The sequence below is a fragment of the Komarekiella delphini-convector SJRDD-AB1 genome, from assembly GCF_014831675.1.
Classification (GTDB): domain Bacteria; phylum Cyanobacteriota; class Cyanobacteriia; order Cyanobacteriales; family Nostocaceae; genus Komarekiella.
Map to the genome: position 1 here is coordinate 49,910 of NZ_VJXY01000041.1, position 25,014 is coordinate 74,923.

Sequence of the window (25,014 nt, forward strand, 5' to 3'; positions counted from 1 at the left end):
GCTGGCTTCCGGCGAACAGAACTTTGTAAGAGAGGATAAATGACAAATAACATGAAGAAAATCGCAAAAAAAACACTGTGGCAATATCTGTTTTGGCTGGGGCCATTTTTATTTATTGTTGGCTTAACAGCGGGGTTAGTGTCTGAACAGTGGGGAGCAATTCCATTAGCATTCCTGATTTCAGGACTTGTGATCACTGGGTTGTGGGTAGTATGGCAAAGCCAGCAGAGTAGCTGGTGGAAGCGTCGTTCTACCCAAGCTGGGACTAATGCCTTGGTGGCGACTTTAGCAATCTTGGCGATTTTGGGGTTGATTAACTTTTTAGGCGATCGCTACCATTTACGGGCAGACTTAACAGAGACTCAGTTATTTACCCTTGCCCCCCAGTCACGAGAATTGGTGAGTACACTACCACAACCAGTTAAGGTGTGGGTATTTGATGTAACTCAAAATCCTCAAGACCGAGAATTGTTGAATAATTATCAGCGACAAAGTTCAAAATTTAAATTTGAGTATATTGATCCCCAATCTAGACCTGGATTAGCAGATAAGTTTGGCGTCAAAGATTATGGAGAAGTTTACCTAGAATCTGGAGATAAACGGCAATTAGTACAGGTGGTAAATGAAAATGAACGCCTGTCGGAAGTCAGATTAACTAGCCGCCTGCAACAAATCACTAGTGCAACCACAGCTAAAGTTTATCTACTCCAAGGTCATGGTGAACGCCAACTCTCAGCCGCTAAAGGTGCAATATCACAAGCAATTCAGGGGTTAGGCGACAAAAATTACACAACATCACCGCTGAATCTAGCAGACAACCCCAAAGTTCCTGGAGATGCTGCTGTTGTAGTAGTAGCTGGGCCCAAGCGAGGGTTGTTTGAGGGCGAAGTCAAAGCGTTACAAGAGTATCTCAATCGCGGCGGTAACTTACTGCTGATGATTGATCCCAATACAGATCCCAAACTTGACAACTTGTTGCAAGCATGGGGTGTTCGCCTAGATAATCGTTTAGCTGTGGATGTCTCCGGTGAAAAAGTCGGACTTGGCCCAGCTGCTCCCCTAGTGACAGAATACGGACAACATCCAATTACCAAAGATTTTGGCAACGGTATTTCTTTTTATCCACTTGCAAGACCTATAGAAATTACCCCGGTAGCTGGTGTTGAAGCTACTCCCCTACTGCAAACTAAGCCTTATCCCAACAGCTGGGCTGAAAGCGACCTACAAAGCGAAAAATTAGAGTTTAATCCCGACCAAGACCTCAAAGGGCCTCTGACTTTGGGCGCGGCTTTAACAAAGAAACTACCAACTAAATCTACTTCCACTCCTCAAGTACCAACGCCTTCACCCCTACCATCACCAACTACCCAAAGTAAAATTCCCCCCTCTCCCCTTTCTCTTCCCACTCCCTCATCTCAAACAGCCACCGAATCACGGTTAGTGGTTTTAGGAAACTCAGATTTCGTTACCGATGGCTTATTTCAACAGCAATTAAATGGAGATGTGTTTCTCAACTCAGTTACCTGGCTGAGTCAACAAGATCAGCAACCCCTTTCCATTCGCCCCAAAGAAGCCAAAAACCGACGCATAAACCTAACAACCATGCAAGCCAATCTTTTAATACTGTCGTCTCTATTGTTTTTACCCCTAATTGGCTTGATTGCCGCAGCTGTTATCTGGTGGAAACGACGGTAAGAGAGAGTGGCGAAGGGGGCAGAGGGGCAGAGGGGCATAAGGGGAATAAATACTGATTCTTGAACGCGTCGCCTCAAGTCGGGAAACCCGCCCACAGCGCTGGCTCCCCTTGACTCTTGACTCCTGTACAAACGCGATTAATCGCGTCTGTACTCTTGACCTTGACCAATGACAAATGACTAAAAAATGAAATTGCCGCGAACGACTCTAATTTTAATATTGCTAGCGCTGGGTTTAGGTGGTTTTGTTTACTTCTATGAAATTCAAGGCGCGACTCAGCGAGAAGAAATTAAGGAGAAAAACCAGCAAATTTTCTCTTTTGGAGAAGATGATGTGCAGTCTTTGATAGTAAAGACTAAAAATATTACCCTGAACCTGGAACGTAACACTCAATCTAGTAATCCTAAGTGGTCGCTAAAATCTCCCACATCTGGCCCAGCAAATGATGCTATTGTTTCTTATTTGATGGATTTGTTGGTCAAAGGTAAAAGCAATCGCACTTTATCAATTCCAGCAAACCAACGTGGAGAATTTGCCTTAGATCAACCCCAAGCAACTATTAATATCATTCTAAAGAATCAGCAAAGCCATCAGTTGATTTTGGGTAAACCTGACTTTAGCGGTCGTTTCTTGTATGCTCAAGCTGACCCCGCTGCTAAACCAGATGGAAATATAGATGTATTGTTGGTGTCTACAGATTTTGCAAATGCGGTGAATCGGGAACTATCAGAATGGAGACAACCCGTAGATAATAGTCAGAAACTACCTCCGCTAAATATTCCTCTCCCGACTCCGACAAAGAGCAACTAAGCAATATTTCCATGACTAACCCGACCGCAACATTGCTAATTTCTTGCCCCGATCAACGGGGACTGGTGGCGAAAATTGCTAATTTTATCTATGCAAATGGCGGTAATATTATCCATGCAGATCAGCATACAGACTTTGCTGCTGGCTTGTTTCTCACCCGTATTGAATGGCAGTTAAATGGATTTAATTTGCCGCGTGAGTTAATTGCACCGGCATTTAATGCGATCGCTCAACCTTTAAATGCCAAATGGGAAATACGCTTTTCTGATACTGTACCACGCATTGCTATTTGGGTAAGCCGGCAAGACCACTGTCTATTTGACTTGATTTGGCGGCAACGTGCCAAAGAATTTATTGCAGAGATTCCTTTAGTTATCAGCAACCATCCTAATTTAAAGGTAGTTGCAGAGCAATTTAATATTGATTATCAGTACCTTCCTATCACCAAAGACAACAAACTAGAACAGGAAGCCAAACAACTAGAATTACTCCAAAATTATAAAATTGATTTAGTTGTATTAGCAAAGTATATGCAGATTGTTAGTGGAGATTTTATTGCTAAATTTCCACAAATTATTAATATTCATCACTCATTCTTACCAGCCTTTGTAGGTGCTAATCCCTATCACAGAGCTTTTGAGCGTGGTGTCAAAATTATTGGTGCTACCGCTCATTATGCCACCGCTGATTTAGATGCCGGCCCGATTATTGAGCAAGATGTGGTACGAGTTAGCCACCGTGACGAAGTTGAAGACTTGGTAAGAAAAGGCAAAGATTTGGAGCGAGTTGTATTAGCTAGAGCAGTGCGTTTACACTTACAAAACCGGGTGTTAGTCTATGGCAATCGCACAGTAGTATTTGAGTAATGTCCAGGCGACTGTAAGTCGGCGCTATACATCTTCTGTCTTCAGATTACCCTTGTTAGCAACCTGTCCCGGACAACCAGAGAGAAAAGTTACACGTGGCCAGCGTCCCCGAAAGGCTCTAGCTAAGTCGTTGACGGTAGTTAGTTGCATATTTCCCACCTCATCCTCGGTGATGAAGCAGGGGGTATTGTCTGCTAGGGTTACACCTTTTGGCAGCAAAGAGCCGTAGTCTTTTTTGGTATAAATTATCCCGTGTCCCGTGAGGTGAAAGACATCAAAATAGTCTTCGGGGTAGGATTTCACCAAATTAGCTAACTCTGCAACGGAGCCACTTTCTTCAACAATCAACGCCAAAGGCTGCTCCTTAGTTGCTTGCAAAATGTTCGCTTCTTCCTGCTCAAACCCCAGTGGAGGAACTCTCGGATCTTCAGGTGAAGTCGCCATAAACAGCAACCGCAAGGGGCGATTTTGCACGCCAATGATTTGGGTTTGACGCTGCTGCACAGAACGCACTGGTAAAACGGAGATATTTTGACGTTGCAGTAAAAACCCTGCACCATCATGTAGCAATTCCCAAGGCAGATGTGCTAATCCCAAGGCCACCCGTTCTGTTTGGGGGTTCAACCCCTGCACTTCGCTGGTTTTAATCAAATCTAGATGAATCGTTTGCTCATCCGCCTCATCCAGTGCCCTTCTCAGCCATCCCTCTTTACCATCCAGCCATTGATAAAGTTGCCGTCCCAACTGGGTGAGATTAGGTAAACTATCTTTTTGTTGAGCATAGTAGTTTTGCTCACACAGATCAATGAGTGCTGCCAACTCCGTTTTATCCAGGCGACGTGAGCCATAATCACAGCGCAGTTCAAAAGTCTGCTGTTGACTGAGGGAGAAGGTGAATAGGGGCATGGTTGGCAGCAGTAATTTCCACAGTAACCTTCACCGTATTATCACCTTTTTCCTAAAATTATCGGCGATATTCGTCGCCGCAATCGCCGATTAGCTGGTACAAGTCGCGTGATTGGCGAGATACGGCATTGATGCGATCGCGATCGTCATCATCTAAACTCAAACTAAATACTTTGGCGTTATCTTCTATATGTTCAGATACACCAAGTCTTGCACCAACTATCACACCTCCGACACTTGGCTGATCTAAAATGTAACGCACTGCCACATTGGAAATGCTAACTTGATGCTTATCAGCAATTTCTTTGAGAATAGCAACCAACTCTTGAAATAATTGCCAACCGCCCCAACCATCTACCATATTTTTGTATTTTCGCAAGCTAACAGTAGCCAATTCCGAACCACGCGGTTCAGGTTTTCCCAAATACTTTTCTGATAGCAAACCACCGCAAACTGTACCGTAAGTAAAAAGTTTTATATCATGCTGTTGGCAAAATTGAATCATATTAACTTCGGGACGGCGGTCAACTAGAGAAAATTGCACTTGGTTGGAAACAATTTTGATACCTGCTTCAGTAATAATTTTTAGGTGTTCAGTATCAAAGTTAGTCAAAGCTAAATGCTTAATTTTTCCCTCAGTCTGAAGTTCCGTCATATACTTGAGCGCATCCAGGTAGTTTTTATCCTGGTATTCCCACCAATGGAATTGCATCAAATCTAAGGATTCCACATCCATCCTTTTCAAGGAGATATTAATATTTTCCTCTACTAATTTTTTCGTCATTTTGCCAGGACGAGGAACCCATTTTGTGAAAGCTTGAAGATTAGATAAAGCCTCTTTACCACGTGTAGCAGTGAGTTGACGTCGGAACTCACCAATCAAGTCTTCGGCGGGGCCATAATGGTCTGCTAAATCCCAAGTTGTAAAGCCTGCATCCATATATTTAAACATAGCTTGAATGGCAGCTTTTGGGTCAATGCGTCCGTGTCCGCCAGACACTTGCCACATGCCATTTAAAATTCGGCAAATGTTTAAATCAGGGGTAAATTGAAGACGACTTGCTGTTGGTAGATTCATGTTTTAATGTTTGATTACTTAACGCCAGTTGGTTTCAGCTTGTTCGAGAACGTAAGCCGCAACATCTTGAATTTCCTGTTCAGAGAGGCGGTCTTTATAGGCTGACATATTATTTTTACCATTAGTCACAATGGATGTAACTGCCTCTATTGAATCCATACCATATTTTTTTAGCGCTTGCTTTTTGAGATTCTTACCTCGCCTGATGATGTTACCGCCATTCACATGACAACCAGCACAATGAACGCTAAAAATTTGTGCTCCGTCAGCTATATCTGCGGCACTAGCAGGTAAAGTAAAAGTACTCGTAAATAATAAAAATATTACTAATACTAACTTGAGTAATCTCTTCACTCAGTTTCTCCCAATTTTGTAATGGTTTTTTAGATATATTGAAGATTCAGAACCATACTACAAGGATTCAAAATCAGCTACAAATCCATCAAAGTTGGCACAATCTTCCTGAAACGCTTCCGCATCGCTAACATCCTCAATTTTATATGCCATAATCCGTGTACCATCGGGCATTTTTTTGGAACTAATTAATTCGCCTTGATACTTCTCTGCGATCGCCTTAAATTCAATAGCATAACGCTTCCAGGCATCGCCTGAACAAGTAATGTTTACTCGCCACATATTTTATTCTCACTTACTAGTAGTAAATATCAATCATCCCACAAATAAGCAACATAGTATCACCTTAGATACCCGACTTCTTTAAGAAGTTGCGTATCTTGTTATTTGTAGTTTTCTATCTAAAGGAAGTGCCTGACCAAAGAAGCCTACGCCATAATATGTATATAGCATGATGTCTAGAAATCTTTATCCAAATTAGTTAAATCCCAAGAGTTGAAGATGGCTAACAATATCAAACAACAAATTCAATCCGATCTACAACAAGCCAAAGAAACCGGACAGTTAAGAACTGAAAGGATTCGAGAAATTGTCAAAGCCGCAGTTTCTCAGGTAGCTTCTGAATTTAAAGAAGGTTCAAGTGAACTTCGTGGACTTGTTAAAGATGCTGTATCTGCTGTGATTGAAAACTTTCAAGAAAAAGGTACTGAACTCAAAGAAGAAGTGACAGCATCGATTGAAGGTGCGCTAGAAGGTGTTAACGCTAAAAGACACGAAGCTATTGTTAAAACTCAAACAGATTTGAAGAGACTACAAGCTCAATTAGATGGTGAAGAGGAACAACTCCAGCAAGAGGTTGATGTAATTTTGGCAGAGATTGAAGAGACTGGTAAAGAAAGCACTGATGGGACAAAAACTGCAATTGATTCTGCTGTCAATTCCATCAAAAACAGTGAAGAAGTAAGCTTGTTAAAGAAACGCTATGCTCAACTGCAAGCGCAACTAGCGATTGTGCGAGCTAATTTAGCTGCACGCTACGGCGGACGTTCTATGGAGGTTCAAGATTATCTAGACGAGGCTAAACACTGGTATGGTCAAGCTCGTCCACAAGCTGAAAATATGGCTGTACAAGTAGAACAGAAGCGATCGCAACTAGAAGATAAACTTGGTGAAGCTGGTACATCTATAGCGAGAAAAGAGCGCCAGATTAAACAAACATTAAGAGAGTTACTGCTCACCGCAGCTGATTTATTCAAAGAAAAAGAACCTGCTGATAAAGAGCACGATATTGTTCACAAGTAGACTGCATCTAAAAATAACCCGACATGGTGTTTGTCACGAGGAATGTACACGAAGGTAACGTTAACTTAGTAGATAGCATAAAAAAATAGGGTGGATATACTCCACCCTATTTTGTTTGCTTGAGAAGAAATTTTGAATATTTAATAATAACTTATATTGTAATTACAAAAATTATTAATGGGTAATGGTAGTGTTACAACCATTACCCAAATTAACATCAGTTATTAGTAAGTCCCTGGCTGTCTATCAAGTTGTTCTTCATGCTTGGCAATCACCCAAACTGCATGAATACTACCAGGAAGCCAACCTAAAAGGGTCAGCAACACATTAATAATTAGCGTTGGGCCAACTCCAACTGTGAGAAAAACGCCTAAAGGAGGCACTACCAAACCTAGAAGAAAACGAACTAGTTTCATGATTTTGTTACAACTTTGTGATTTTGTTTAATTACATTCTCTTGAAGATACCGAATTAGAAAATCCATCTAATGAATTATCTTAATTCGGAGATTTATTTGGAGTAGAGACATGAAGATATAAATAAAATATATTTAGTGTTTCTACTCCTAATGATATTTATCTTGAGGGTAATTCACCTTGGGTTTTTACGTCGCTACCGCTGCTTAACAGATTTTTTTCAACAAAGTAGTTGTTAATGAATGTGTTAGCAAAAGTTAGAATTACTGGCCCGACAAGAAAACCGATAATTCCACTAACTGAGAACCCAGGAACTAACACTGCTGCTAACCAAAAACATAAACCGTTGATAACGAGCGAAAATGCTCCAAATGATAGAAAATTCAGCGGTAAAGACAACGCAGAAAGAACCGGCTTTACTGAACCGTTAATCAGACCAACTACTACAGCGGCAATCATAGCTGCTGGAAAGTTAGCAATGTTAACGCCCGGAACAACTAAATCAACAATCAACAGGCTCAAGGCTGTAGCTAGCGCGGTTAAAAATGGTGTCAACATCCTTTTTACCTAATAACTAAAGAGATTTACTTTGTAAGGTGCTTACCTCATCTTCAGCTATGCGCTAGACTTTAACCTCTCTTGGAAGATAGAATTTGCTTCTACCATTTGGCCGATTATTGAGAAAATGGAGTCTTTAAACTCACATTTTGCATCAATGGCATTATTGCGATTTTTGTAAAGTAAGTATTACCAATTTTTTACTAAAAGGCTGGTTCTACCGTTGGTAGTAATTACCGCCCTACACTTATTGAGAATGGTACAAGAATCTATTACATTTGTTGAACGCACTCAGTAAATTTTAAGATTAATTTAATAAAACAGTGCGTAGACTACTCCGATTTTTCGGCTTCAGGTTTATAGTAAAGAGCTGATTTATACAACACTTGTTCTTGATGAGTTTCTAAAATGCAATCAGACAAGGGGTAAGTTACACAACTAACAACATAACCAGCCTGAATTTCATTTAAGCGCAGAAATTTCTGCTCACTTTGATCAACTTCACCACTAATGAGTTTAGTAACACAAGCAGAACATTCACCTTGCTTACACCCAGATGGTAGACGGATACCAGCTTCTTCTGCTAGATCAAGAATATATTGATCGTCTGGTACTTGAATGGTGCGATCCAATCCAAGTGCAGGATTAATAAGTCGGACTTGATAAACTGCCATCAACTGTTTCTGAGTAACTAAAAACATTTTACGGCTTGTAGTTAGTGCTTTAGCGCTAAAGCGCTAAAGCACTAACTACAAACTTTATAAATTTATTGTTTAACTGCTTTCATTGACAAACTAATCCGCTTGAGTTTCTCGTTAACTTCTAACACCTGTACTTTGACAACTTGTCCGACTTTGACAACTTTTTTGGGATCATCTACGAATCTGTCTGTTAGTTGGGAGATATGCACCAAACCATCTTGATGCACACCAATATCAACAAACGCGCCGAAGTTAGCGACATTGGTGATGATTCCCTCTAGTTCCATCCCCACTTGCAAATCCCTAATTTCCTTAATTCCTTCTTTGAAGGTGGCATACTTAAACTCTGCACGAGGATCTCTACCTGGTTTTTCCAGTTCGCTAAGAATGTCACGCAGTGTGGGTTCACCAACGGTATCGGTAACGTATTTTTTGAGGTTAGTTTTTTTAAGTTTTTCGGCAATTTGTGTGACTTGATTTAATGGCACACTCAAATCTGATGCGATCGCCTCTACTACAGGATAACTCTCTGGATGCACAGCTGTATTATCCAGAGGATTATCACCGCCACGAATTCGCAAAAAACCCGCCGCTTGTTCAAAGGCTTTTGGCCCCAACTTCGCAACTTTCAAGAGTTGTCGGCGATTTTTAAAGGCTCCATGCTGGTTACGATAGGCGACAATATTATTGGCAACCGTTCCTGTAATCCCAGAGACAGAAGTCAAAAGTTCCTTAGAAGCAGTGTTCAAGTCCACACCAACGTAGTTAACGCAGCTTTCTACAGTTTCATCCAACTTCTTCTTCAATAACTTTTGATCAACATCGTGCTGGTATTGTCCCACGCCAATCGATTTGGGATCGATTTTCACGAGTTCCGCCAAGGGATCTTGTAAGCGGCGACCGATACTAATTGCGCCGCGCACGGTAACATCTAAATCGGGAAACTCTTCTAGTGCTACTTTGCTAGCAGAATATATAGATGCGCCAGATTCATTCACCATCACCTTAATGGGTTTACGTTCTGTAGTTTGCAGCAGTTGGTCAACAAATTCCTCTGTCTCGCGGGATGCTGTACCATTACCAATAGCAATTAATTCAATCTTGTATTTCTCAATCAAATTTTTGATAGTTTGTGCAGCTTTCAATCTTTGTTCAGCCGCTTGGTGAGGAAACACCGCTTGGTATTCCAAAAATTTCCCCGTTTGATCGAGTACTGCAACTTTACACCCAGTTCTAAATCCGGGATCTATTGCTAGGGTTGGTTTCATCCCTGCTGGTGCAGATAGCAGCAACTCCCGCAAATTCGCTTCAAATGTCTTGATAGATTCAATATCTGCATAGGTTTTTATCTCAGAAATCACTTCCCCTGTCAAGGAAGCTTTCATCAGCCGATTGAATGCATCCTTCAGCATCGCCTGATAAAAATCCCGAACTGTACGGACTTTCGTTTTTATCTCTTGCGTTTCCAGATAGGAAAGTACTACATCCTCATCGAAGGTAATTTCAAAGCTTAATACTTTTTCAGTTTCACCCCGACATAACGCCAGCATATTGTGGGGTGCAATATTTTTTACCTTCATTTGATAGTTACGGTACATTTCAAATTTGGTTGTACCTTCGGGATAATCATCTTTAATCCGGGAGATGAATACCCCTTCATCTAAAAGATATTCGCGGATATATGCGCGTAATTCAGCTTTTTCTGCCACCTCTTCCGCTAAGATATCAGCAGCACCTTTGAGCGCTTCATCTGCTGTTTTGACTCCCTGCTCCGAAATATACTTGGCTGCTTCCTCGGTTAATGACGGCGATACAGTATTTTTCGCATTCAGTGATTTAATAAACTCCGCTAGGGGTTCGAGTCCTTTTTCTCTAGCGATGGTGGCGCGGGTACGTCGCTTTGGTCGATAGGGTAAGTATAAATCCTCAAGTTCAGTTTTTTGTAAACAGGATGTGATTTTCGCTTTGAGTTCATCTGTGAGTTTACCTTGCTCGGCGATCGCATTTAAAATTACCGATTTCCGTTCTTCTAATTCTGTTAAGTAAGTATACCTATCTGACAAATCGCGCAGTTGCACTTCATTCATTTCATTAGTGCGCTCTTTGCGGTAACGTGCAATGAAAGGAATTGTTGCACCCTCCGCTAAAAGTTCTAGCGCGTTTTGCACCTGATGAGGTTTGAGATTTAGTTCAGTTGCCAGTGATTGAGGAATGTTCAGCATCGGGTGTCTAAATATAAATTGAAAATGCTACTCCTAAAGGTAATATGCTAGATCGTTCTTTTGGCACAACCTCAAAGTTTTAAGCTAATCTACTAGATGATTGCGTAATCTTGAATAATTACGCTGTTATTTCAAATGGAGTATTGTACCTAAAACCTTCTTGGAGGTAAAATAAACCACGATTCTCCAAACAGTATCAGTCTGTTTGATAAACCCTTCGGACTTTAGTTCAGAGGTTATTATAAATGCCTTTGTTTTTTTTGATTCCACTGTGTACTGCTTTAGTAACTGGCTATTTATTTAAAAAGCGTAATGATGAAATCGCTTACCTTGCAGATGTGTTTGCAGTTATCAGCTTGATTTTGAGTTTGGTCTTAGCGCCTTGGCAGATCCAGCTTGTGCTGTTGATTATTGTGCTCATCAGTACTAACAGACTCTTGCAGAAGAATGAGCATAAACAAACTGAAGCTACAGGAAAACCACCAAGACCAATTAAATAATACTGCTTACTATGACCTAATTTTATCTCAAACTCAGAATACTGAGATTAAATTACACGTAGCTAAAAGGTTTAATCTAGGAAGGTGAATTTCCTAGGGGATAAATTATAGCAATTAAAGAGTAGTCACCACATTTCTAATGGTAATGGGCGCAATTAAGTAACACAAGAGACTGTATCTTACCAAAAATTACTCGTGTACTGAGATAGTAAGGCGATCGCCCTTCTCTTTGTATAGTTTTAATAGGCGTTAATGCTGTTTTTGTGACCGTTACTAACCATACCCAATACTTTAATTTGAGAAGTTTTTAGGTTATTTAAAGCTTGCCTTAGCACAAAGTAGTTTGTTTTATCAATTCTCACTCCCAGTAAACCGCCGGACAATACCCAAAAATGCCTTATTAAAGCTAATATCAACAGAACTTTGATTAAAAGTTCAATTATTTATAATATTAACTACCAATAAATGTACAAAATGTACAAATTTTTAAGTTTAAAAATTTATATATAACAGAATATTTATTTTGTGAAGATTTGGTTTAAAGATATTATCAATAAATAAATTTTTGATGAAGTACAACAGTCAATTTGAAACATTGTTTTCTCGTGGTAATCTAGTAGATAATTACATGTAACAATAATTTTTAAACATAGTTCTTTAGGGAAAAATTACATGTAGTGAGAAAAAATAAATAAAGAAAGCAATTGACTATCAGATTAAGCCATCTACTTACGTGTTAGTATTAAATTATACTTAAGTTTTTCATAGATTTCAGTGTTTAATAAAGATAGCCTATACAAACTCAAACGAGTATAAATTCTTAATTAATCAGCTTTGCTACTGGCATAGCTTGCAGATAAGTCTGTGAGCCTGTTAAGACTTTTTTAACTCTACTATCAAATATATGAATATAGGCATTATCGGCGGCGGAATGATGGGGTTAGCTTTAGCTTACCGTCTTTCACAAGAAGGTCATAAAATAACTGTATTTGAGAGCAACAAACAACTCGGTGGGCTTACCACTCATTATGATTACGGCCCCTTTGTCTGGGATCGTTTTTATCATGTCATTTTACCGTCAGATAAAGACTTAATCAATTTTATTAAAGAAATTGGACTGGGGGACAAGCTGCGTTGGCGTCCAACTCTGACAGGATGCTATATAGATCAAAAATTGTATTCGATTAGTAACACCATAGAATTTCTGCGCTTTCCGCCGCTGACTCTTATCGGAAAGATGCGCTTGGCAATCACTCTGTTGTATGGATCACGAATCAAAAACTGGCTTAAACTTGAGAAAATTCCTGTTGAAGATTGGCTTTTGAAACTTTCAGGCAGGAATACATACGAAAAGCTTTGGAAACCTTTACTATTAGCCAAAGTTGGGGAAAACTATAAGCGTGTCTCAGCTGTCTTTATTTGGGCTTATATCAAACGTTTGTTTTCAGCCCGTGATTCATCATTGCATAAAGAACAACTTGGTTATGTTGAGGGCGGTTACAAGACTGTTTTTGACCAGTTAGAAAAATTAATTAGTGCTGCTGGCGGCAATATCTGCACAGGTGCGACAGTTGAATACATTGCACCTTGTGCAGAAGGTGGGATGTGGATCGAACATAATGGTGTAAAAGAGCATTTTGACAAAGCAATTTTTACTGGGCCAGTCAATCTTCTACAACATATTACAGCTCCAGATTTGGTAAATGTTGCAGGTACAAGCGACAAAGTGGAATATTTAGGTGTCATTTGCATGGCACTGATTACCCGTAAACCATTAGTTCCTTATTACGTAGTAAATCTTGCAGACCAACGTATTCCTTTTACAGGAGTAATTGGTATGAGTAACTTAGTTGCGTTAAAGGAAACAGCAGGACTACACATCACCTATTTCCCAAAATACATACATTTTAAAGACCCTCTTTTCCAAAAATCGGATGATGAGTTACTAAAGATGTTTTTCCAGGGACTACGTTTGATATTCCCAGATATCAATACAGATGACATTGTAGTAGCACACATTAATCGTGCCACAAAAATCCAACCGTTGCAGGTTTTAAACTACTCAAAATTGGTTCCTAAAATTGCTACTGAACACGAAGATTTTTTGATTCTTAATAATTCACAGTTTGTAAGTGACACACTGAATAACAATACAGTTGTCCATCATGTGAACGAATTTATGAAAAAATCGTTTTTATGATTTGGAGAATTTCAGACAAATAATTCTCAGTTTTGGGCAGGCGATCGCTGTTTAATTTGGTTAATTAGCTGACTCCAGATTATATCCAATCTGGACTCAATATTTACTGGACTTGCGCTCGCCAAGGCTCTGGATGATAACCTGAGCAAATCTCAAGCAGCTGATTCAAAATGTCTATCCTGTGAAGAATTATCTTATGATTGTTAATATACACACATCCCCAGCAAATTATTTTTAACGGAACTAGTAATTAAAAAATTAACCATGCATCAACAACCAATACAAGTAATTGGAGGTGGACTAGCTGGAACAGAAGCAGCTTGGCAAATAGCTCAAGCTGGAGTGTCGGTGATTCTGCATGAAATGCGTCCAAAACGCTTTAGCCCTGCTCATCATACAGAGCATCTGGCAGAATTAGTATGTAGTAATTCCTTTGGGGCAATGGCAAGCGATCGCGCCGCTGGATTATTGCACGAAGAATTGCGCCAACTTGGTTCTATAGTTATTTCTAAAGCTGATGAACATGCCGTTCCTGCTGGTGGAGCGCTAGCTGTAGACAGGGGACAATTTGGGCAAGACTTGACCCAAACTTTGTCTAGTCATCCTTTAATTGAATTCCGTAGGGGTGAAGTACAAGCCATTCCTGAAGGAATTGTAGTTTTGGCGACTGGGCCTTTAACTAGTCCCGATTTAGCAGAAGATTTGCGCCGCTTGACAGGGATGGAATACCTCAGCTTTTTCGATGCAGCTAGTCCGATTGTCGTGGGAGAATCGATTAACCGTGATATTGCCTTTATGGCATCCCGTTATGACAAGGGTGAAGCCGCTTATCTCAATTGCCCAATGAATAAAGAGCAGTACTTGCGGTTTCGGGAAGAATTATGTAAAGCCGAACAAACAGAACTCAAAGATTTTGAACGGGAAACGGCAAAATTTTTTGAAGCGTGTCTACCCATTGAAGAACTAGCACAGCGCGGAGAAGACACGATGCGTTACGGCCCCCTGAAACCTGTCGGGTTATCTGATAGTCGTACTGGGGAGCGTCCTTATGCTGTAGTACAGTTGCGGCAAGAAGACAAAGCAGGTCAACTTTGGAATATGGTAGGATTTCAAACTAATCTGCGTTGGGGTGAGCAAAAGCGAATATTCCAGCTAATTCCGGGTTTGGAAAATGCTGAGTTTGTGCGGTTGGGCGTGATGCACCGCAACACCTTTATCAATGCTCCTCAGTTAATGCATCCTACCCTGCAATTTAAGCAGCGCCCAACTTTGCTCGCTGCTGGGCAGTTGATTGGGACTGAAGGCTACACCGCAGCGGCAGCAGGTGGTTGTTTAGCTGGCAGAAATGCTGCCAGATTAGCTTTAGGTAAAGAACCATTGGTTTTACCATCAACAACAATGATGGGAGCGCTGTTTGAATTTATCAGTTCTGCTTCGCCCAAGCATTTCCAACCAATGCCGCCCAACTTTGGGGTTTTTCCAGAACTTGGTGCGAAAATCAAAAATAAACAGGAGCGTTACGGACGTTATCGCGATCGCTCTTTGGCTGACTTAGCAAACTGGAAAGCAAATCAGTGACGTAGCTTAAAAATGGAGGCTGAAACACCCAGCCTTCACGATCTAAACTAACGCTGTGTTGAACCAAGCTGGTTGATTGCTCTACGTTTATTCGTTCGCAGTAAAGAAACTCCTATGACAATCAGCCAAACTTCCCACATCATAAATCCAATTGGCGTAACTTCTAATTTGGGGATTGTCGGGATTACCGTAGCTAACAATTCGCTTTGCCCTAAAATCCAAAATGGTAAAGTTGCTAGTCCTAGCCAACCAACCCACCGCTTAAACAAAGGCGATCGCAACATTGCTAAACTAATTCCAAACGTCCAACAAATAAGCAACGTCTGTCCCAACTGCTCACCAATGACCACACCACCATATTGATGAACCACTTGGTAGACTACTGCTACTGCTGCACGGGTTGCATCACTAGTTGTGGCATTGACATGCATTGTTGCTAACACCGGAATCACAAAAGCCCAGCGCATTAACCCAACAGCTTGTAAAATGCTGGAAAGCACTCCCATGAGGGTGACAGAAGCTAGATAAGGCGTGTCTTCCCGTCCAATCATCTTTCCCAGCAAAATTACCGCAGGGATAAATAGTAATGTTAAAAGACCGAAGCAAAACCAGGTCAAGATTAATCCAGCTCCGCCAGCGTGAAACTGAGTTAAAACATAATCGGTGGGTTTTCGTAAGATGTCATCATACTCAAAATTCTGAACCAGCAACCAGTAGGGAATATTGATTAAAACGGCAAAAGTAGTTAACAATAAACCCGTTATTTTCAGCAGTTGTAATCTATTCAAAGCTTGCACCTTCTGTTTTCAATGGTGTTGTACACAGCTTTTTGCTTGCACTTCAACTTTATGGGTTCTGCTAAAGTTTGAATTGACTGAGTACGCCAAAGAATTAACTGATCACGCCGCTGAAGAAAACTATGCTGACATAGCTAGAATCTTTGTGTTACAACTTGACAGACTAATTTGACAGCTAGCGCGTTGGAGTGAGCGGGATTTTGGGAATAATCCTCATAGTGTTTAGAAGCAATAGATATCTCATTCATACATGATTACAAAATGCTGGGTAAGGGTTAAAGGGGAATGGGAAAAAGAAAATTCAAAGCCTTTAAACTTTTACCTTTACCCTTTCTTCGACTTCTGCAAGAAGTCTAATATTTTGCTCAGGCTCACACTATGAGAGCGCGATTTCAAGAAAAAAAGAAAATTTTTGGCATTTATATTGCATTTTGCTGCGTTTTATGGTTTTTTTTGGCATTAATTTCAGTATTGCCAGTACGTGCAACGTCAATTGACACCTTAAGGCAACAGCAGCAGCAAATGAACCAGCAGCGTCAGAGTGTAGTTGAAGAACGCGATCGCTTAACCAATTTGCAACACGACGCCCAAAATCACCTCACTGGTTTAAAGCAAAATGTACAAACCACAAACAGCTACATTCAAGATAGCGAATTGCGATTACGATTTGCTAATCAACGCCTCCAGCAATTAGAAACTGATTTAGTTACGGCGCAGAGTTCTTATGTGGCACGTCAGATAGCTACAGTAGCCCGATTGCGATATCTCCAGCGATCGCCGGCATCTGTGGGATGGGCAGTTTTACTCCAAAGTCAAACTGTCAGTGACTTTATCAGCCGTCGTCATCAGTTGAAGTTAGTTTATCAAGCAGATCAGCAAATTTTGGCAAAACTCAACGAGCAGGCAAGCCTGATCAATAAACAAAAAACGGACGTAGAACACCAAAAAAACGAAATTGCTTTGATTCGGGAGCAATTATTAGCACAAAAAGCCGATTATCAAATGCAAGCGCAGTCACAGTCAGAATTGATTCAACGCTTAAATAGCGATCGCCTCGCCTTGGAAGCAGCGCAGAACCAGCTAGATAAAGATTCCCAAAATTTGGAAGTCTTGATTCAACAAAAGGTAGCAGCAGCACAAGCAAAAACAAATAGCCGTACAAGCGTGATCATTCGGGGAACTGGTGTCATGGCATATCCCAGCAACGCATCAACTAGTAGTCCCTTCGGTTGGCGGATACACCCAGTTCTCGGCTATCGCCGCTTTCATTCAGGGCTAGATTTTGCCGCTAGCTATGGTAGTACAATTCGGGCAGCCGATTCAGGAACAGTGATTTTTGCCGGGTGGTATGGTGGCTATGGCAGAGCGATAATTATCAACCACGGCAAAGGCATTACTACACTGTATGGGCACTCCAGCGAGTTGTATGTTTCCGAAGGGCAAACAGTGGAAAGAGGACAAGCGATCGCTGCTGTCGGTTCTACAGGTTTATCGACTGGCCCCCACCTCCACTTTGAAGTTCGCCGTGATGGCACACCCGTAAACCCTGCCGATTATCTGTAGCGCAAAAAAGTGTGTTATAATCAAGCGGGATAAGGGCGCGTAGCTCAGTGGATAGAGCAACAGATTCCGGTTCTGTGGGTCGGGGGTTCAAATCCCTCCGCGCTCGTTTTTTATAAAATCACCAGATTAGCTTATTCAGGGTTCACAAACGATGTGTAAAAACTCACAGATTTAAGCGATCATTGCGGTTACAGGGTAGACTTCATACATAATTTGTATTGGCCCTTAAAAGAATTAGTAAACAATAAAAAATGTGCAAATAGATAGATCTATTTGCACAGCTAGCTGTATAAAAGCTAGTTAGTAATTGGCAAATAATTAGACCATCCAGAGAATCAAATTGATAGTCAATCTGGAAAAGTCAAGAGTGAACATATTGTTGTCATATATACCAAAAGGGCCATGAGATGTAGATGATGTGTTGTTTATTCCATCATGAACAGTGGTTAATTCAAGTTCTGAATTACCACCCCACAAATGCTGAAAATAACTATCTAATGTGGCATCTATTGGTGCTGAAATTAGGTAATGCAAAAACGGCTTTGCATCAACAGGATGTAAGTCGGAAATTGCTATTTTAGCCATTGTCTTAATTTCTTGGTCAGGTTATAAACAGTTTTGCTACTTGAGTGGAGCTAAATTGCTGACAAATAGCTTGACAAAATTATGTACTTCGCTTCCAAGAATTAAAGCCATGTATCTTGATTCGCCGCTCCAGAAGTTCTGAGCGCCTGATATAGGTGCTCTAAACTTTTTAATAGAGAGATTTCTAGTATACTTTGCGACTTTTCAAATCTTCTCTTAGCTAAACTTTATCCATTTTAGCGTTTCGCAATCCTATAGACTAAAACTCTTATGAAGGTCAGGTTTTAACTTTTTCGATTTTATCAAAACTAATCACGTATGGAAAAGTTTTTGCCACAAAGTGATAATTTTTGCAAGATTCAAGGTTAGGTTTTTGGATCTGAATAAAGCCGAGCTTAAATCGTATGCCTTTTAGGCTTTCTGCTATCCAGCAAGGAATTTCACCGATAAGTTTCTGCAATACAACCGCATCAATTATTAATAATTAAAACGGAAATGCCTTAATGAAAACCTGATCTGAATTGTCTACCGAGCTATAGTTATTATCGTGGGTGCTGCCTAGACCGCGAACGTTAGCTTCTACACGATTTATACCGTCATGAATACTCGATATCTGACCAGCAGTATAGGGATAACCACCAGCGATCGCGCCACCCGATACAATCTCTGCTTCCGCTGGGGTCAACTCATTTAAAAATATATCTGCATCACTCAGATGAAAGTCGAAAATTATTATTTTAGCCACAATGTTACCTTAAAATTGTTAGTCATTTGTACTCCTAAATTCTACTTCCTGAATCTAAATTTAATCAGAGCAAATATAAAGTTTTGATGTAATAAATCTGTTTTATTAGGACATAATTAAATAATTTTTGTCTTTGAAAATGATAGTATATTTTAAAAATAACCCAACTATCAAGTAGTTTAAGCTTACTCTATCAAAACTTGAGAAAATATTGATAGTAAACTGCTTATAAAAGCTTAATTTCGGAAGCTTTGTAAGCTCGAATAGCTTCTCAAATTAGTAGGCAAAGTAGGAAATATGATAGATTTTATAGCCCGATTCCCTGTGAATATTTGGGTTCCTAAAAATTCTAAAGCTTCTGATACTAAACTTGAAAAAGATATTTTAAACAATGAAATATAGCACTAAAATTAAATGAATCCAGAGCCAAAATATAGAAAACTTCTGACTCTGAAACTTCTAAGCAGTAAAAGCTGTTCGAGAGAGTTTTTTCTAAATTCTGACTTCTAGCTCCAAAAGCAAAAGCGTATCACCAGCAAGTAATAACCCCTAGGATTAGGTATCAAGAAGACTAAATAGATAGTTATTCTTGAAAAGTCAATGGACAAGTTTAACCTTTGAATTGATGCAACTGGAAGTTTCTCCAATACAACCGAATCAATTATTAATAATTAGATCCCATAGGCCCAAATGTAAACCTGATCTGAATTGTCTGTGGAGTTATAGTTATTATCATTGATACTGCCTCCAGCGCTATAGTTAGTTTCTACACGATTTATGCCATCATGAATAGTCAATATACGCGCAAAAGTATAAGGAGAACCAGTAGCGCTAGCACCACCCGATAAAGTCTCTGCTTCCGCTGAAGCCAGATCATGTAAAAATGTACCTGCATCACTCAGATGAAAATCGAAAATTACTATTTTAGCCATAACCTTACCTTGAAATTATTAGTCAGTTTTACTTTTAAATTCTACTTCAATAATCAGGTTTTAATCAAACTATGATGTGAATTTTTCATATAATTAATCTGTTTTATTAGGACATAATTAAATAATTTTTGTCTTTAAAATTAAAATTTATTATAGTAGTTCATAGAAAATACTTGATAAGTCAAAACTTAAATTAAAGGAGTTAGGAGCCAAAAGATAAAAGACTCCTAACATCTGCAAACTTCTAAGCGGCAAAAGCAGCACAAGACAGTTTTTTCTGAATTCTGACTTTTAGCTTTTTAAGCAAGAGCGTATCGCTGGCAATTAAGAACCCCTAAAATTAGGCATCAAGAAAACCAAATAGATAGTCATTCTGGAAAAGTCAAGGGTCAAAAGCTCATTGTCATATATACCAAAAGGGCCATTAGATGTAGATGATGTGTTGTTTATTCCATCATGAACAGTGGTTAACTCGATTTCTGAATTACCACCCCACAAATGCTGAAGACAACTATCTAATGTGGCATCTATTTGTGCTGAAGTTAAGTCATGCAAAAACGGCTTTGCATTAATAGGATGTAAGTCGGAAATTACTATTTTAGCCATTGTCTTAATTTCTTGGTCAGGTTATAAACAGTTTTGCTACTTGAGTGGAGCGAAATTGCCAACAAATAAGTTGATAAAATTATGTACTTCATATCTTGATTCGCCGCTCCAGAAGCTCTGAGCGCCCATTTTCCCCCTACCGGAAGCAAGCCAAGCCGACATAGGAGAAGTTCTGATGTCTTTCTTCGACAAGTCGCCTTGCGGGCGTCTACAGAGTAAGCCGACCCTCAGACTTCTCTTTTCGTTCACGCACCATCAACATAGTACCTTTTGGATTAGTTTATCTGGTCTTCACTGGGTAGTAACTATGGAATTTGGCACAGGCTTGACCTTTAAATTGATGCGATTGAAAGTTTCTGCAACACAGCATCAATTATTAATAACTAAATCCCATAGGCCCAAATATAAACCTGATCTGAATTGTCTATGGAGTTATAGTTATTATCGTGAATGCCGCCTCCAGCGGTATAGTTAGTTTCTACACGATTAATGCCGTCATGAATAGTCAATATACGCGCAACAGTGTAAGGAGAACCAGTAACGCTAGCACCACCCGATAAAGTCTCTGCTTCCGCTGAAGCCAACTCATGTATAAATGTACCTATATCACTCAGATGAAAGTCAAAAATTACTATTTTAGCCATAACCTTACCTTGGAATTATTAAGTCAGTTTGACTTTTAAATTCTACTTTATGAATCAGCATCTAATCAGACTATGATATGAATTTTTCATATAATCAATCTATTTTATTGAGACATAATTAAATGATTTTCGTCTTTGAAACTGATGATTTTTATAGTATTTATTAGCTTAGCTATTTGCTTAAAACAAAATTAATACAAAATTACATTTAAATGTCAAACGTCAAGAAAGTCTTTTTGCTTTCTCTCAGCATTCAAAACTGTCAACATAGGTATATATTTGAATACTCAACCTTGAAGCTTTAGAACATTGTAATTACCTACGACATCTCAGAGGGCTGCTACTGGCTGAGGACAATAAACAGAAATTTTTTCGGAGAGTGGGAGTTAATGAAGAGTATCGAGTACCGTAAAGCCCTGCGGGCATGGCTGCGCTTAGAGCGGTAGCGGGGCATTTAGCTTGTGCTGAGTTGAAAGACCGCCAACTTAACTTTCTTGCGAGGCATGTACTGAGTGCCTTAGTCCTGAGTAGTTTTTACCTAACTCAGTACCTCATTCTCAGCACTTAGTACTGAATTCGGTTAATCAATAGAAAGTAGTATACTTTTCTCGGCTCTCATATTGCCTATCTAAAGATTTCGTCTAAAAACCAAGAATTTTAGGATTGCTCTAATGTTAAGTCCTGTAGTAACAGTCGGTATCTTTCAAAAACAACCTAGCCCTCAGGTATTTTCAGCAGGTCAAATCATCTTTGAAGAAGGACAGTCTGGTGATTTCATGTACGGCATCCTGGAAGGAGAAGTCGATATATTTGTCAATGGTAAGGTTGTAGAGACAATTGAGACAGGCGAAGTTTTTGGTGTTGGGGTACTTGTTGGGGTAAAAAATAGAACTTATACAGCTATTGCCAAAACAGACTGCAAACTTGCCTTCCTAGATGAGAAAGGGTTTCTCTTTGCCGTTCAAGAAACACCCGTGTTCTCCTTAAAGGTGATGAAAAGTTATTCAGAACGCTTGAGTCGCGTGGAGCACATGCTTTAGAGCGCTTAGTCAGCAAAACCAAGATTAATCAGAACAATGGAGCTCAGCATCACGCTGGTCTTCATTGTTTCGTAGCTCATACTTTTTCAATAGACAGGACTTTTTCAAGCTAGCCATAGCCCGCTTCATCCATTCCTAGAACCTGCCTGTACAATTAAATATGAAAACTCAAGGCTTTCGGGCGCTGTGAAATTTTTTATTGGTTGTGCTGTTTGGGCATATAAAGGTTGGGTGGGTGAACTCTATCCCCAAGGAACTCGTACTACTGATTTTCTGCATCTCTACAGCCGTCGCTTCACCACTGTGGAGGGTAACACTACCTTCTATGCTGTGCCTAACCAAGATACTGTCACTCGTTGGGCTGCCGAAACACCACCAGGCTTTGAATTTTGCTTGAAGTTACCACGAGATATTACCCATCAAGGGTTACTGCAACCGTATATCCCTGCTGCTTTAAAATTTTTAGAGGGAATGCGTCCTTTAGGAAAGCATCTTGGGCCAACATTTGCTCAGTTACCACCCAGTTATGCACCTGGATTGCTCGATGATTTAACTACCTTTTTAGAAGCTTGGCCGCGCACAAACACACCTCTAGCGCTAGAAGTTCGACATCCTGACTGGTTCAAGGAACCCTATGCTAGTAGTTTGACTGCGGTATTAGAAAAGCTAGGTGTAGGGCGAGTGCTATTAGACTCGCGCCCTATCTACACTGGAGATGATGACTCCCAGTTACAATCACAAAGACGCAAACCCAAATTACCATTACAATTCAGTGTTACAGCACCTTTCAGCCTAATTCGGTTTATTTCTCATCCGAATTTGCTAGTGAATCAACCTTTTATGGAAGAGTGGGTGACGCAGATTCAGGAGTGGTTGCAAGCGGGAGTGCGAATTTATTTCTTTGTTCATTGTCCCATAGAGGAGCGATCGCCCAGCACAGCGCGTTACTTCCAACAGCTGTTAGAACAGAACGATGTAGCAGTTCCGCCTCTGCCTTGGAATCACCTTCAGCATCCCCCCAATCAGCTGAGTTTATGGTGATAATACTTACTAGCTAAGCAATTAAAATCACTGCAATTCCCTATAAGTGATAAAAAAAGCTCTTGTTTTGACACAAGAGCCCCTAAACTATTTAATTGTCAGTGATGAAGCAAAGTTTACAACCTAGTCGAGGTCGTTCATAAACATCACTGGCTCAGTTTCACGGTTAATACCTTTCTCGAAACCACCGGCGGCTGCTCTAGCCCGACCAGCGTGCCACAAGTGACCAACTAGGAAGAAGAATCCTAGTACGAAGTGTGAACACGCCAACCAAGCGCGAGGAGACACGTAGTTGAAGGAGTTAATTTCCGTAGCCACGCCACCTACAGAGTTCAAGGAACCCAGAGGAGCATGGGTCATGTATTCAGCGGCACGACGAGCCTGCCAGGGCTGAATATCGTTCTTGATTTTTTCTAGGTCAAGACCGTTAGGGCCACGCAGAGGCTCTAACCAAGGGCCACGGAAGTCCCAGAAGCGCATGGTTTCACCACCGAAGATAATTTCACCAGTGGGAGAGCGCATCAAGTATTTACCCAAACCTGTGGGGCCTTGTGCAGAACCAACGTTAGCACCTAAGCGTTGGTCACGAATCAAGAAGGTGAGAGCTTGAGCTTGAGAAGCTTCGGGGCCTGTAGGCCCAAAGAATTCGCTGGGGTAAACGGTGTTGTTGTACCAAACCATGATGGAAGCAATAAAACCCATCAAGGAAAGAGCGCCTAAGCTGTAGGACAAGTAAGCCTCACCAGACCAGATGAACGCACGACGCGCCCAAGCAAAAGGCTTGGTAAGGATGTGGTAAATACCGCCAGCAATACAGATAAAGGCAACCCAGATGTGACCGCCGATGACATCTTCTAAGTTATCGACGCTAACAATCCAGCCTTCGCCACCGAAAGGAGACTTGATCAGATAACCAAAGATGACTGCTGGGTTCAGTGTGGGGTTAGTAATGATGCGAACATCACCACCACCTGGTGCCCAGGTGTCATAGATACCGCCAAAGAACATTGCTTTCAGCACTAACAGCAGCGCACCGCATCCTAGGATGATCAGGTGGAATCCGATGATGTTAGTCATCTTGTTCTTGTCTTTCCAGTCATAACCAAAGAAGGAAGAATATTCTTCTAAGGTTTCTGGGCCGCGGACGGCATGATAGATACCGCCGAAACCCAACACAGCTGAAGAAATCAAATGAAGTACACCAACAACAAAGTAGGGGAAGGTGTCGATAACTTCACCACCAGGGCCAACACCCCAGCCTAATGTGGCTAGGTGAGGTAGCAAAATCAAGCCCTGCTCATACATGGGCTTTTCAGGGATGAAGTGAGCGACTTCAAACAAAGTCATTGCTCCAGCCCAGAACACAATCAAACCAGCATGAGCAACATGAGCACCTAGCAATTTGCCAGATAGGTTGATCAAACGCGCGTTACCAGACCACCAGGCAAACCCGGTTGATTCTTGGTCGCGTCCAGCACCGCCTAAAATATTTGGTCTATTAGAGAGCGTTACCACGTGGTAATACCTCCTCAGGGAATACAAATTGTTCGTGAGGTTGATCTTGAGGAGCCATCCAAGCGCGGATGCCCTCATTCAGCAAAATGTTTTTGGTATAGAAAGTTTCAAACTCTGGGTCTTCTGCTGCCCGCAATTCTTGGGAAACGAAGTCATAAGCCCGTAGGTTGAGTGCCAAACCGACGATGCCGACGGCGCTCATCCACAAGCCTGTAACTGGCACAAACAGCATAAAGAAGTGCAGCCAGCGCTTGTTGGAGAAGGCAATCCCGAATATCTGTGACCAGAAACGGTTTGCCGTCACCATTGAGTAGGTTTCTTCTGATTGGGTGGGATTGAAGGCGCGGAAGGTGTTTGCTC

General features: G+C 40.8%; 26 protein-coding genes and 1 tRNA gene. 11 read left to right on the top strand and 16 right to left on the bottom strand.

Annotation, left to right across the window (positions count from 1 at the left end; all coding sequences use genetic code 11):
• Nucleotides 1–51: 51 nt before the first annotated feature.
• From FNW02_RS27490 to purU, 3 genes are all read left to right on the top strand, one after another.
• On the top strand, nt 52–1,695 hold the full coding sequence (locus tag FNW02_RS27490) for a GldG family protein (RefSeq protein ID WP_191760676.1): 1,644 nt from the start codon (nt 52–54) through the stop codon (nt 1,693–1,695).
• 186 nt (nt 1,696–1,881) lie between these two features.
• Nucleotides 1,882–2,505 (top strand): DUF4340 domain-containing protein, encoded by a 624-nt coding sequence (locus tag FNW02_RS27495; RefSeq protein ID WP_191760653.1) that lies wholly within the window; start codon nt 1,882–1,884, stop codon nt 2,503–2,505.
• An 11-nt stretch (nt 2,506–2,516) separates the two neighbouring features.
• Nucleotides 2,517–3,371, top strand: a complete 855-nt coding sequence (purU, locus tag FNW02_RS27500; RefSeq protein ID WP_191760654.1) for a formyltetrahydrofolate deformylase — start codon at nt 2,517–2,519, stop codon at nt 3,369–3,371.
• A 24-nt stretch (nt 3,372–3,395) separates the two neighbouring features.
• Here the strand turns inward: purU and FNW02_RS27505 are convergent, their stop codons facing one another.
• The 4 genes from FNW02_RS27505 to FNW02_RS27520 are packed head-to-tail and all read right to left on the bottom strand — an operon-like array spanning nt 3,396 to nt 5,991.
• Nucleotides 3,396–4,277 carry a CHAT domain-containing protein gene (locus tag FNW02_RS27505; RefSeq protein ID WP_225225929.1) on the bottom strand — a complete coding sequence of 294 codons (882 nt, stop codon included), beginning with the start codon at nt 4,275–4,277 and terminating at the stop codon, nt 3,396–3,398.
• Between the two features lie 58 nt (nt 4,278–4,335).
• Nucleotides 4,336–5,355 (bottom strand): aldo/keto reductase, encoded by a 1,020-nt coding sequence (locus tag FNW02_RS27510; protein WP_191760655.1) that lies wholly within the window; start codon nt 5,353–5,355, stop codon nt 4,336–4,338.
• Nucleotides 5,356–5,373: 18 nt separating this feature from the next.
• On the bottom strand, nt 5,374–5,709 hold the full coding sequence (gene petJ / locus FNW02_RS27515) for a cytochrome c6 PetJ (RefSeq protein ID WP_191760656.1): 336 nt from the start codon (nt 5,707–5,709) through the stop codon (nt 5,374–5,376).
• A 57-nt stretch (nt 5,710–5,766) separates the two neighbouring features.
• The gene (locus FNW02_RS27520) at nt 5,767–5,991 is read right to left on the bottom strand and encodes a hypothetical protein (RefSeq protein ID WP_191760657.1); all 225 of its coding nucleotides are present in this window, start codon (nt 5,989–5,991) and stop codon (nt 5,767–5,769) included.
• A gap of 219 nt (nt 5,992–6,210) precedes the next feature.
• On the opposite strand from FNW02_RS27520, the gene FNW02_RS27525 reads away from it, so the two are divergent.
• Nucleotides 6,211–7,011, top strand: a complete 801-nt coding sequence (locus FNW02_RS27525) for a histidine kinase (protein ID WP_191760658.1) — start codon at nt 6,211–6,213, stop codon at nt 7,009–7,011.
• Between the two features lie 224 nt (nt 7,012–7,235).
• Here FNW02_RS27525 and FNW02_RS27530 read toward each other — a convergent pair whose 3' ends face one another.
• From FNW02_RS27530 to FNW02_RS27545, 4 genes are all read right to left on the bottom strand, one after another.
• Nucleotides 7,236–7,427 carry a YqaE/Pmp3 family membrane protein gene (locus FNW02_RS27530; protein ID WP_162397657.1) on the bottom strand — a complete coding sequence of 64 codons (192 nt, stop codon included), beginning with the start codon at nt 7,425–7,427 and terminating at the stop codon, nt 7,236–7,238.
• Between the two features lie 159 nt (nt 7,428–7,586).
• Entirely contained in the window at nt 7,587–7,985 is a 399-nt protein-coding gene (locus tag FNW02_RS27535) for a phage holin family protein (protein WP_191760659.1), read from the bottom strand.
• 332 nt (nt 7,986–8,317) lie between these two features.
• Nucleotides 8,318–8,659, bottom strand: a complete 342-nt coding sequence (locus FNW02_RS27540) for a 2Fe-2S iron-sulfur cluster-binding protein (RefSeq protein ID WP_191760677.1) — start codon at nt 8,657–8,659, stop codon at nt 8,318–8,320.
• A 92-nt stretch (nt 8,660–8,751) separates the two neighbouring features.
• Nucleotides 8,752–10,908, bottom strand: coding sequence for a Tex family protein (locus FNW02_RS27545; RefSeq protein ID WP_191760660.1), 2,157 nt, complete (start codon nt 10,906–10,908; stop codon nt 8,752–8,754).
• Nucleotides 10,909–11,153: 245 nt separating this feature from the next.
• Between FNW02_RS27545 and FNW02_RS27550 the strand changes: the two genes are divergently transcribed.
• The 3 genes from FNW02_RS27550 to trmFO all read left to right on the top strand — a co-directional run bounded on the left by FNW02_RS27550 (nt 11,154) and on the right by trmFO (nt 15,186).
• Nucleotides 11,154–11,408 carry a hypothetical protein gene (locus FNW02_RS27550; protein WP_191760661.1) on the top strand — a complete coding sequence of 85 codons (255 nt, stop codon included), beginning with the start codon at nt 11,154–11,156 and terminating at the stop codon, nt 11,406–11,408.
• 904 nt (nt 11,409–12,312) lie between these two features.
• A complete protein-coding gene (locus FNW02_RS27555; protein ID WP_191760662.1) occupies nt 12,313–13,608 on the top strand; it encodes an NAD(P)/FAD-dependent oxidoreductase in 1,296 nt (431 codons plus the stop codon).
• A 264-nt stretch (nt 13,609–13,872) separates the two neighbouring features.
• Nucleotides 13,873–15,186 (top strand): FADH(2)-oxidizing methylenetetrahydrofolate--tRNA-(uracil(54)-C(5))-methyltransferase TrmFO, encoded by a 1,314-nt coding sequence (trmFO, locus tag FNW02_RS27560; protein WP_191760663.1) that lies wholly within the window; start codon nt 13,873–13,875, stop codon nt 15,184–15,186.
• Between the two features lie 47 nt (nt 15,187–15,233).
• Here trmFO and FNW02_RS27565 read toward each other — a convergent pair whose 3' ends face one another.
• Nucleotides 15,234–15,974, bottom strand: a complete 741-nt coding sequence (locus tag FNW02_RS27565) for a DUF4386 domain-containing protein (RefSeq protein ID WP_191760664.1) — start codon at nt 15,972–15,974, stop codon at nt 15,234–15,236.
• 387 nt (nt 15,975–16,361) lie between these two features.
• On the opposite strand from FNW02_RS27565, the gene FNW02_RS27570 reads away from it, so the two are divergent.
• Nucleotides 16,362–17,546 (top strand): murein hydrolase activator EnvC family protein, encoded by a 1,185-nt coding sequence (locus FNW02_RS27570; RefSeq protein ID WP_191760665.1) that lies wholly within the window; start codon nt 16,362–16,364, stop codon nt 17,544–17,546.
• A 33-nt stretch (nt 17,547–17,579) separates the two neighbouring features.
• A tRNA-Arg gene (locus FNW02_RS27575) sits at nt 17,580–17,652 on the top strand.
• A gap of 212 nt (nt 17,653–17,864) precedes the next feature.
• On the opposite strand, the gene FNW02_RS27580 is transcribed toward FNW02_RS27575, so the two are convergent.
• The 5 genes from FNW02_RS27580 to FNW02_RS27600 all read right to left on the bottom strand — a co-directional run bounded on the left by FNW02_RS27580 (nt 17,865) and on the right by FNW02_RS27600 (nt 21,058).
• A complete protein-coding gene (locus FNW02_RS27580; protein ID WP_191760666.1) occupies nt 17,865–18,131 on the bottom strand; it encodes a hypothetical protein in 267 nt (88 codons plus the stop codon).
• Nucleotides 18,132–18,615: 484 nt separating this feature from the next.
• Nucleotides 18,616–18,876 (bottom strand): hypothetical protein, encoded by a 261-nt coding sequence (locus FNW02_RS27585; protein WP_191760667.1) that lies wholly within the window; start codon nt 18,874–18,876, stop codon nt 18,616–18,618.
• A gap of 671 nt (nt 18,877–19,547) precedes the next feature.
• Entirely contained in the window at nt 19,548–19,808 is a 261-nt protein-coding gene (locus tag FNW02_RS27590; protein WP_191760668.1) for a hypothetical protein, read from the bottom strand.
• Between the two features lie 324 nt (nt 19,809–20,132).
• Nucleotides 20,133–20,414 carry a hypothetical protein gene (locus FNW02_RS27595; RefSeq protein WP_191760669.1) on the bottom strand — a complete coding sequence of 94 codons (282 nt, stop codon included), beginning with the start codon at nt 20,412–20,414 and terminating at the stop codon, nt 20,133–20,135.
• 383 nt (nt 20,415–20,797) lie between these two features.
• A complete protein-coding gene (locus tag FNW02_RS27600) occupies nt 20,798–21,058 on the bottom strand; it encodes a hypothetical protein (protein WP_191760670.1) in 261 nt (86 codons plus the stop codon).
• A gap of 671 nt (nt 21,059–21,729) precedes the next feature.
• Between FNW02_RS27600 and FNW02_RS27605 the strand changes: the two genes are divergently transcribed.
• Together FNW02_RS27605 and FNW02_RS27610 are read left to right on the top strand one after the other, a co-directional pair.
• Complete coding sequence (locus FNW02_RS27605) at nt 21,730–22,098, top strand: cyclic nucleotide-binding domain-containing protein (RefSeq protein ID WP_191760671.1); 369 nt, start codon at nt 21,730–21,732, stop codon at nt 22,096–22,098.
• A gap of 186 nt (nt 22,099–22,284) precedes the next feature.
• Nucleotides 22,285–23,139 (top strand): DUF72 domain-containing protein, encoded by an 855-nt coding sequence (locus FNW02_RS27610; protein ID WP_191760672.1) that lies wholly within the window; start codon nt 22,285–22,287, stop codon nt 23,137–23,139.
• A 123-nt stretch (nt 23,140–23,262) separates the two neighbouring features.
• Here FNW02_RS27610 and psbC read toward each other — a convergent pair whose 3' ends face one another.
• Together psbC and FNW02_RS27620 are read right to left on the bottom strand one after the other, a co-directional pair.
• Nucleotides 23,263–24,654 (bottom strand): photosystem II reaction center protein CP43, encoded by a 1,392-nt coding sequence (gene psbC / locus FNW02_RS27615; RefSeq protein ID WP_191760673.1) that lies wholly within the window; start codon nt 24,652–24,654, stop codon nt 23,263–23,265.
• Nucleotides 24,638–25,014 (bottom strand): photosynthetic reaction center family protein (locus FNW02_RS27620; RefSeq protein WP_461824391.1); only part of this gene is annotated, 377 nt, incomplete at its 5' end. The genes psbC and FNW02_RS27620, both read right to left, overlap by 17 nt.

Bases quoted from the DNA above. Each gene is read 5' to 3' on its own strand.
- FNW02_RS27535 (WP_191760659.1), bottom strand. From the start codon at position 7,985: ATGTTGACACCATTTTTAACCGCGCTAGCTACAGCCTTGAGCCTGTTG.
- FNW02_RS27555 (WP_191760662.1), top strand. From the start codon at position 12,313: ATGAATATAGGCATTATCGGCGGCGGAATGATGGGGTTAGCTTTAGCT.
- FNW02_RS27525 (WP_191760658.1), top strand. From the start codon at position 6,211: ATGGCTAACAATATCAAACAACAAATTCAATCCGATCTACAACAAGCC.
- FNW02_RS27550 (WP_191760661.1), top strand. From the start codon at position 11,154: ATGCCTTTGTTTTTTTTGATTCCACTGTGTACTGCTTTAGTAACTGGC.
- FNW02_RS27545 (WP_191760660.1), bottom strand. From the start codon at position 10,908: ATGCTGAACATTCCTCAATCACTGGCAACTGAACTAAATCTCAAACCT.
- trmFO (WP_191760663.1), top strand. From the start codon at position 13,873: ATGCATCAACAACCAATACAAGTAATTGGAGGTGGACTAGCTGGAACA.
- FNW02_RS27580 (WP_191760666.1), bottom strand. From the start codon at position 18,131: ATGGCTAAAATAGCAATTTCCGACTTACATCCTGTTGATGCAAAGCCG.
- FNW02_RS27540 (WP_191760677.1), bottom strand. From the start codon at position 8,659: ATGGCAGTTTATCAAGTCCGACTTATTAATCCTGCACTTGGATTGGAT.
- FNW02_RS27495 (WP_191760653.1), top strand. From the start codon at position 1,882: ATGAAATTGCCGCGAACGACTCTAATTTTAATATTGCTAGCGCTGGGT.
- FNW02_RS27490 (WP_191760676.1), top strand. From the start codon at position 52: ATGAAGAAAATCGCAAAAAAAACACTGTGGCAATATCTGTTTTGGCTG.
- FNW02_RS27520 (WP_191760657.1), bottom strand. From the start codon at position 5,991: ATGTGGCGAGTAAACATTACTTGTTCAGGCGATGCCTGGAAGCGTTAT.
- FNW02_RS27605 (WP_191760671.1), top strand. From the start codon at position 21,730: ATGTTAAGTCCTGTAGTAACAGTCGGTATCTTTCAAAAACAACCTAGC.
- FNW02_RS27590 (WP_191760668.1), bottom strand. From the start codon at position 19,808: ATGGCTAAAATAGTAATTTTCGATTTTCATCTGAGTGATGCAGGTACA.
- FNW02_RS27505 (WP_225225929.1), bottom strand. From the start codon at position 4,277: ATGCCCCTATTCACCTTCTCCCTCAGTCAACAGCAGACTTTTGAACTG.
- FNW02_RS27510 (WP_191760655.1), bottom strand. From the start codon at position 5,355: ATGAATCTACCAACAGCAAGTCGTCTTCAATTTACCCCTGATTTAAAC.
- purU (WP_191760654.1), top strand. From the start codon at position 2,517: ATGACTAACCCGACCGCAACATTGCTAATTTCTTGCCCCGATCAACGG.
- FNW02_RS27600 (WP_191760670.1), bottom strand. From the start codon at position 21,058: ATGGCTAAAATAGTAATTTTTGACTTTCATCTGAGTGATATAGGTACA.
- FNW02_RS27595 (WP_191760669.1), bottom strand. From the start codon at position 20,414: ATGGCTAAAATAGTAATTTCCGACTTACATCCTATTAATGCAAAGCCG.
- FNW02_RS27530 (WP_162397657.1), bottom strand. From the start codon at position 7,427: ATGAAACTAGTTCGTTTTCTTCTAGGTTTGGTAGTGCCTCCTTTAGGC.
- FNW02_RS27570 (WP_191760665.1), top strand. From the start codon at position 16,362: ATGAGAGCGCGATTTCAAGAAAAAAAGAAAATTTTTGGCATTTATATT.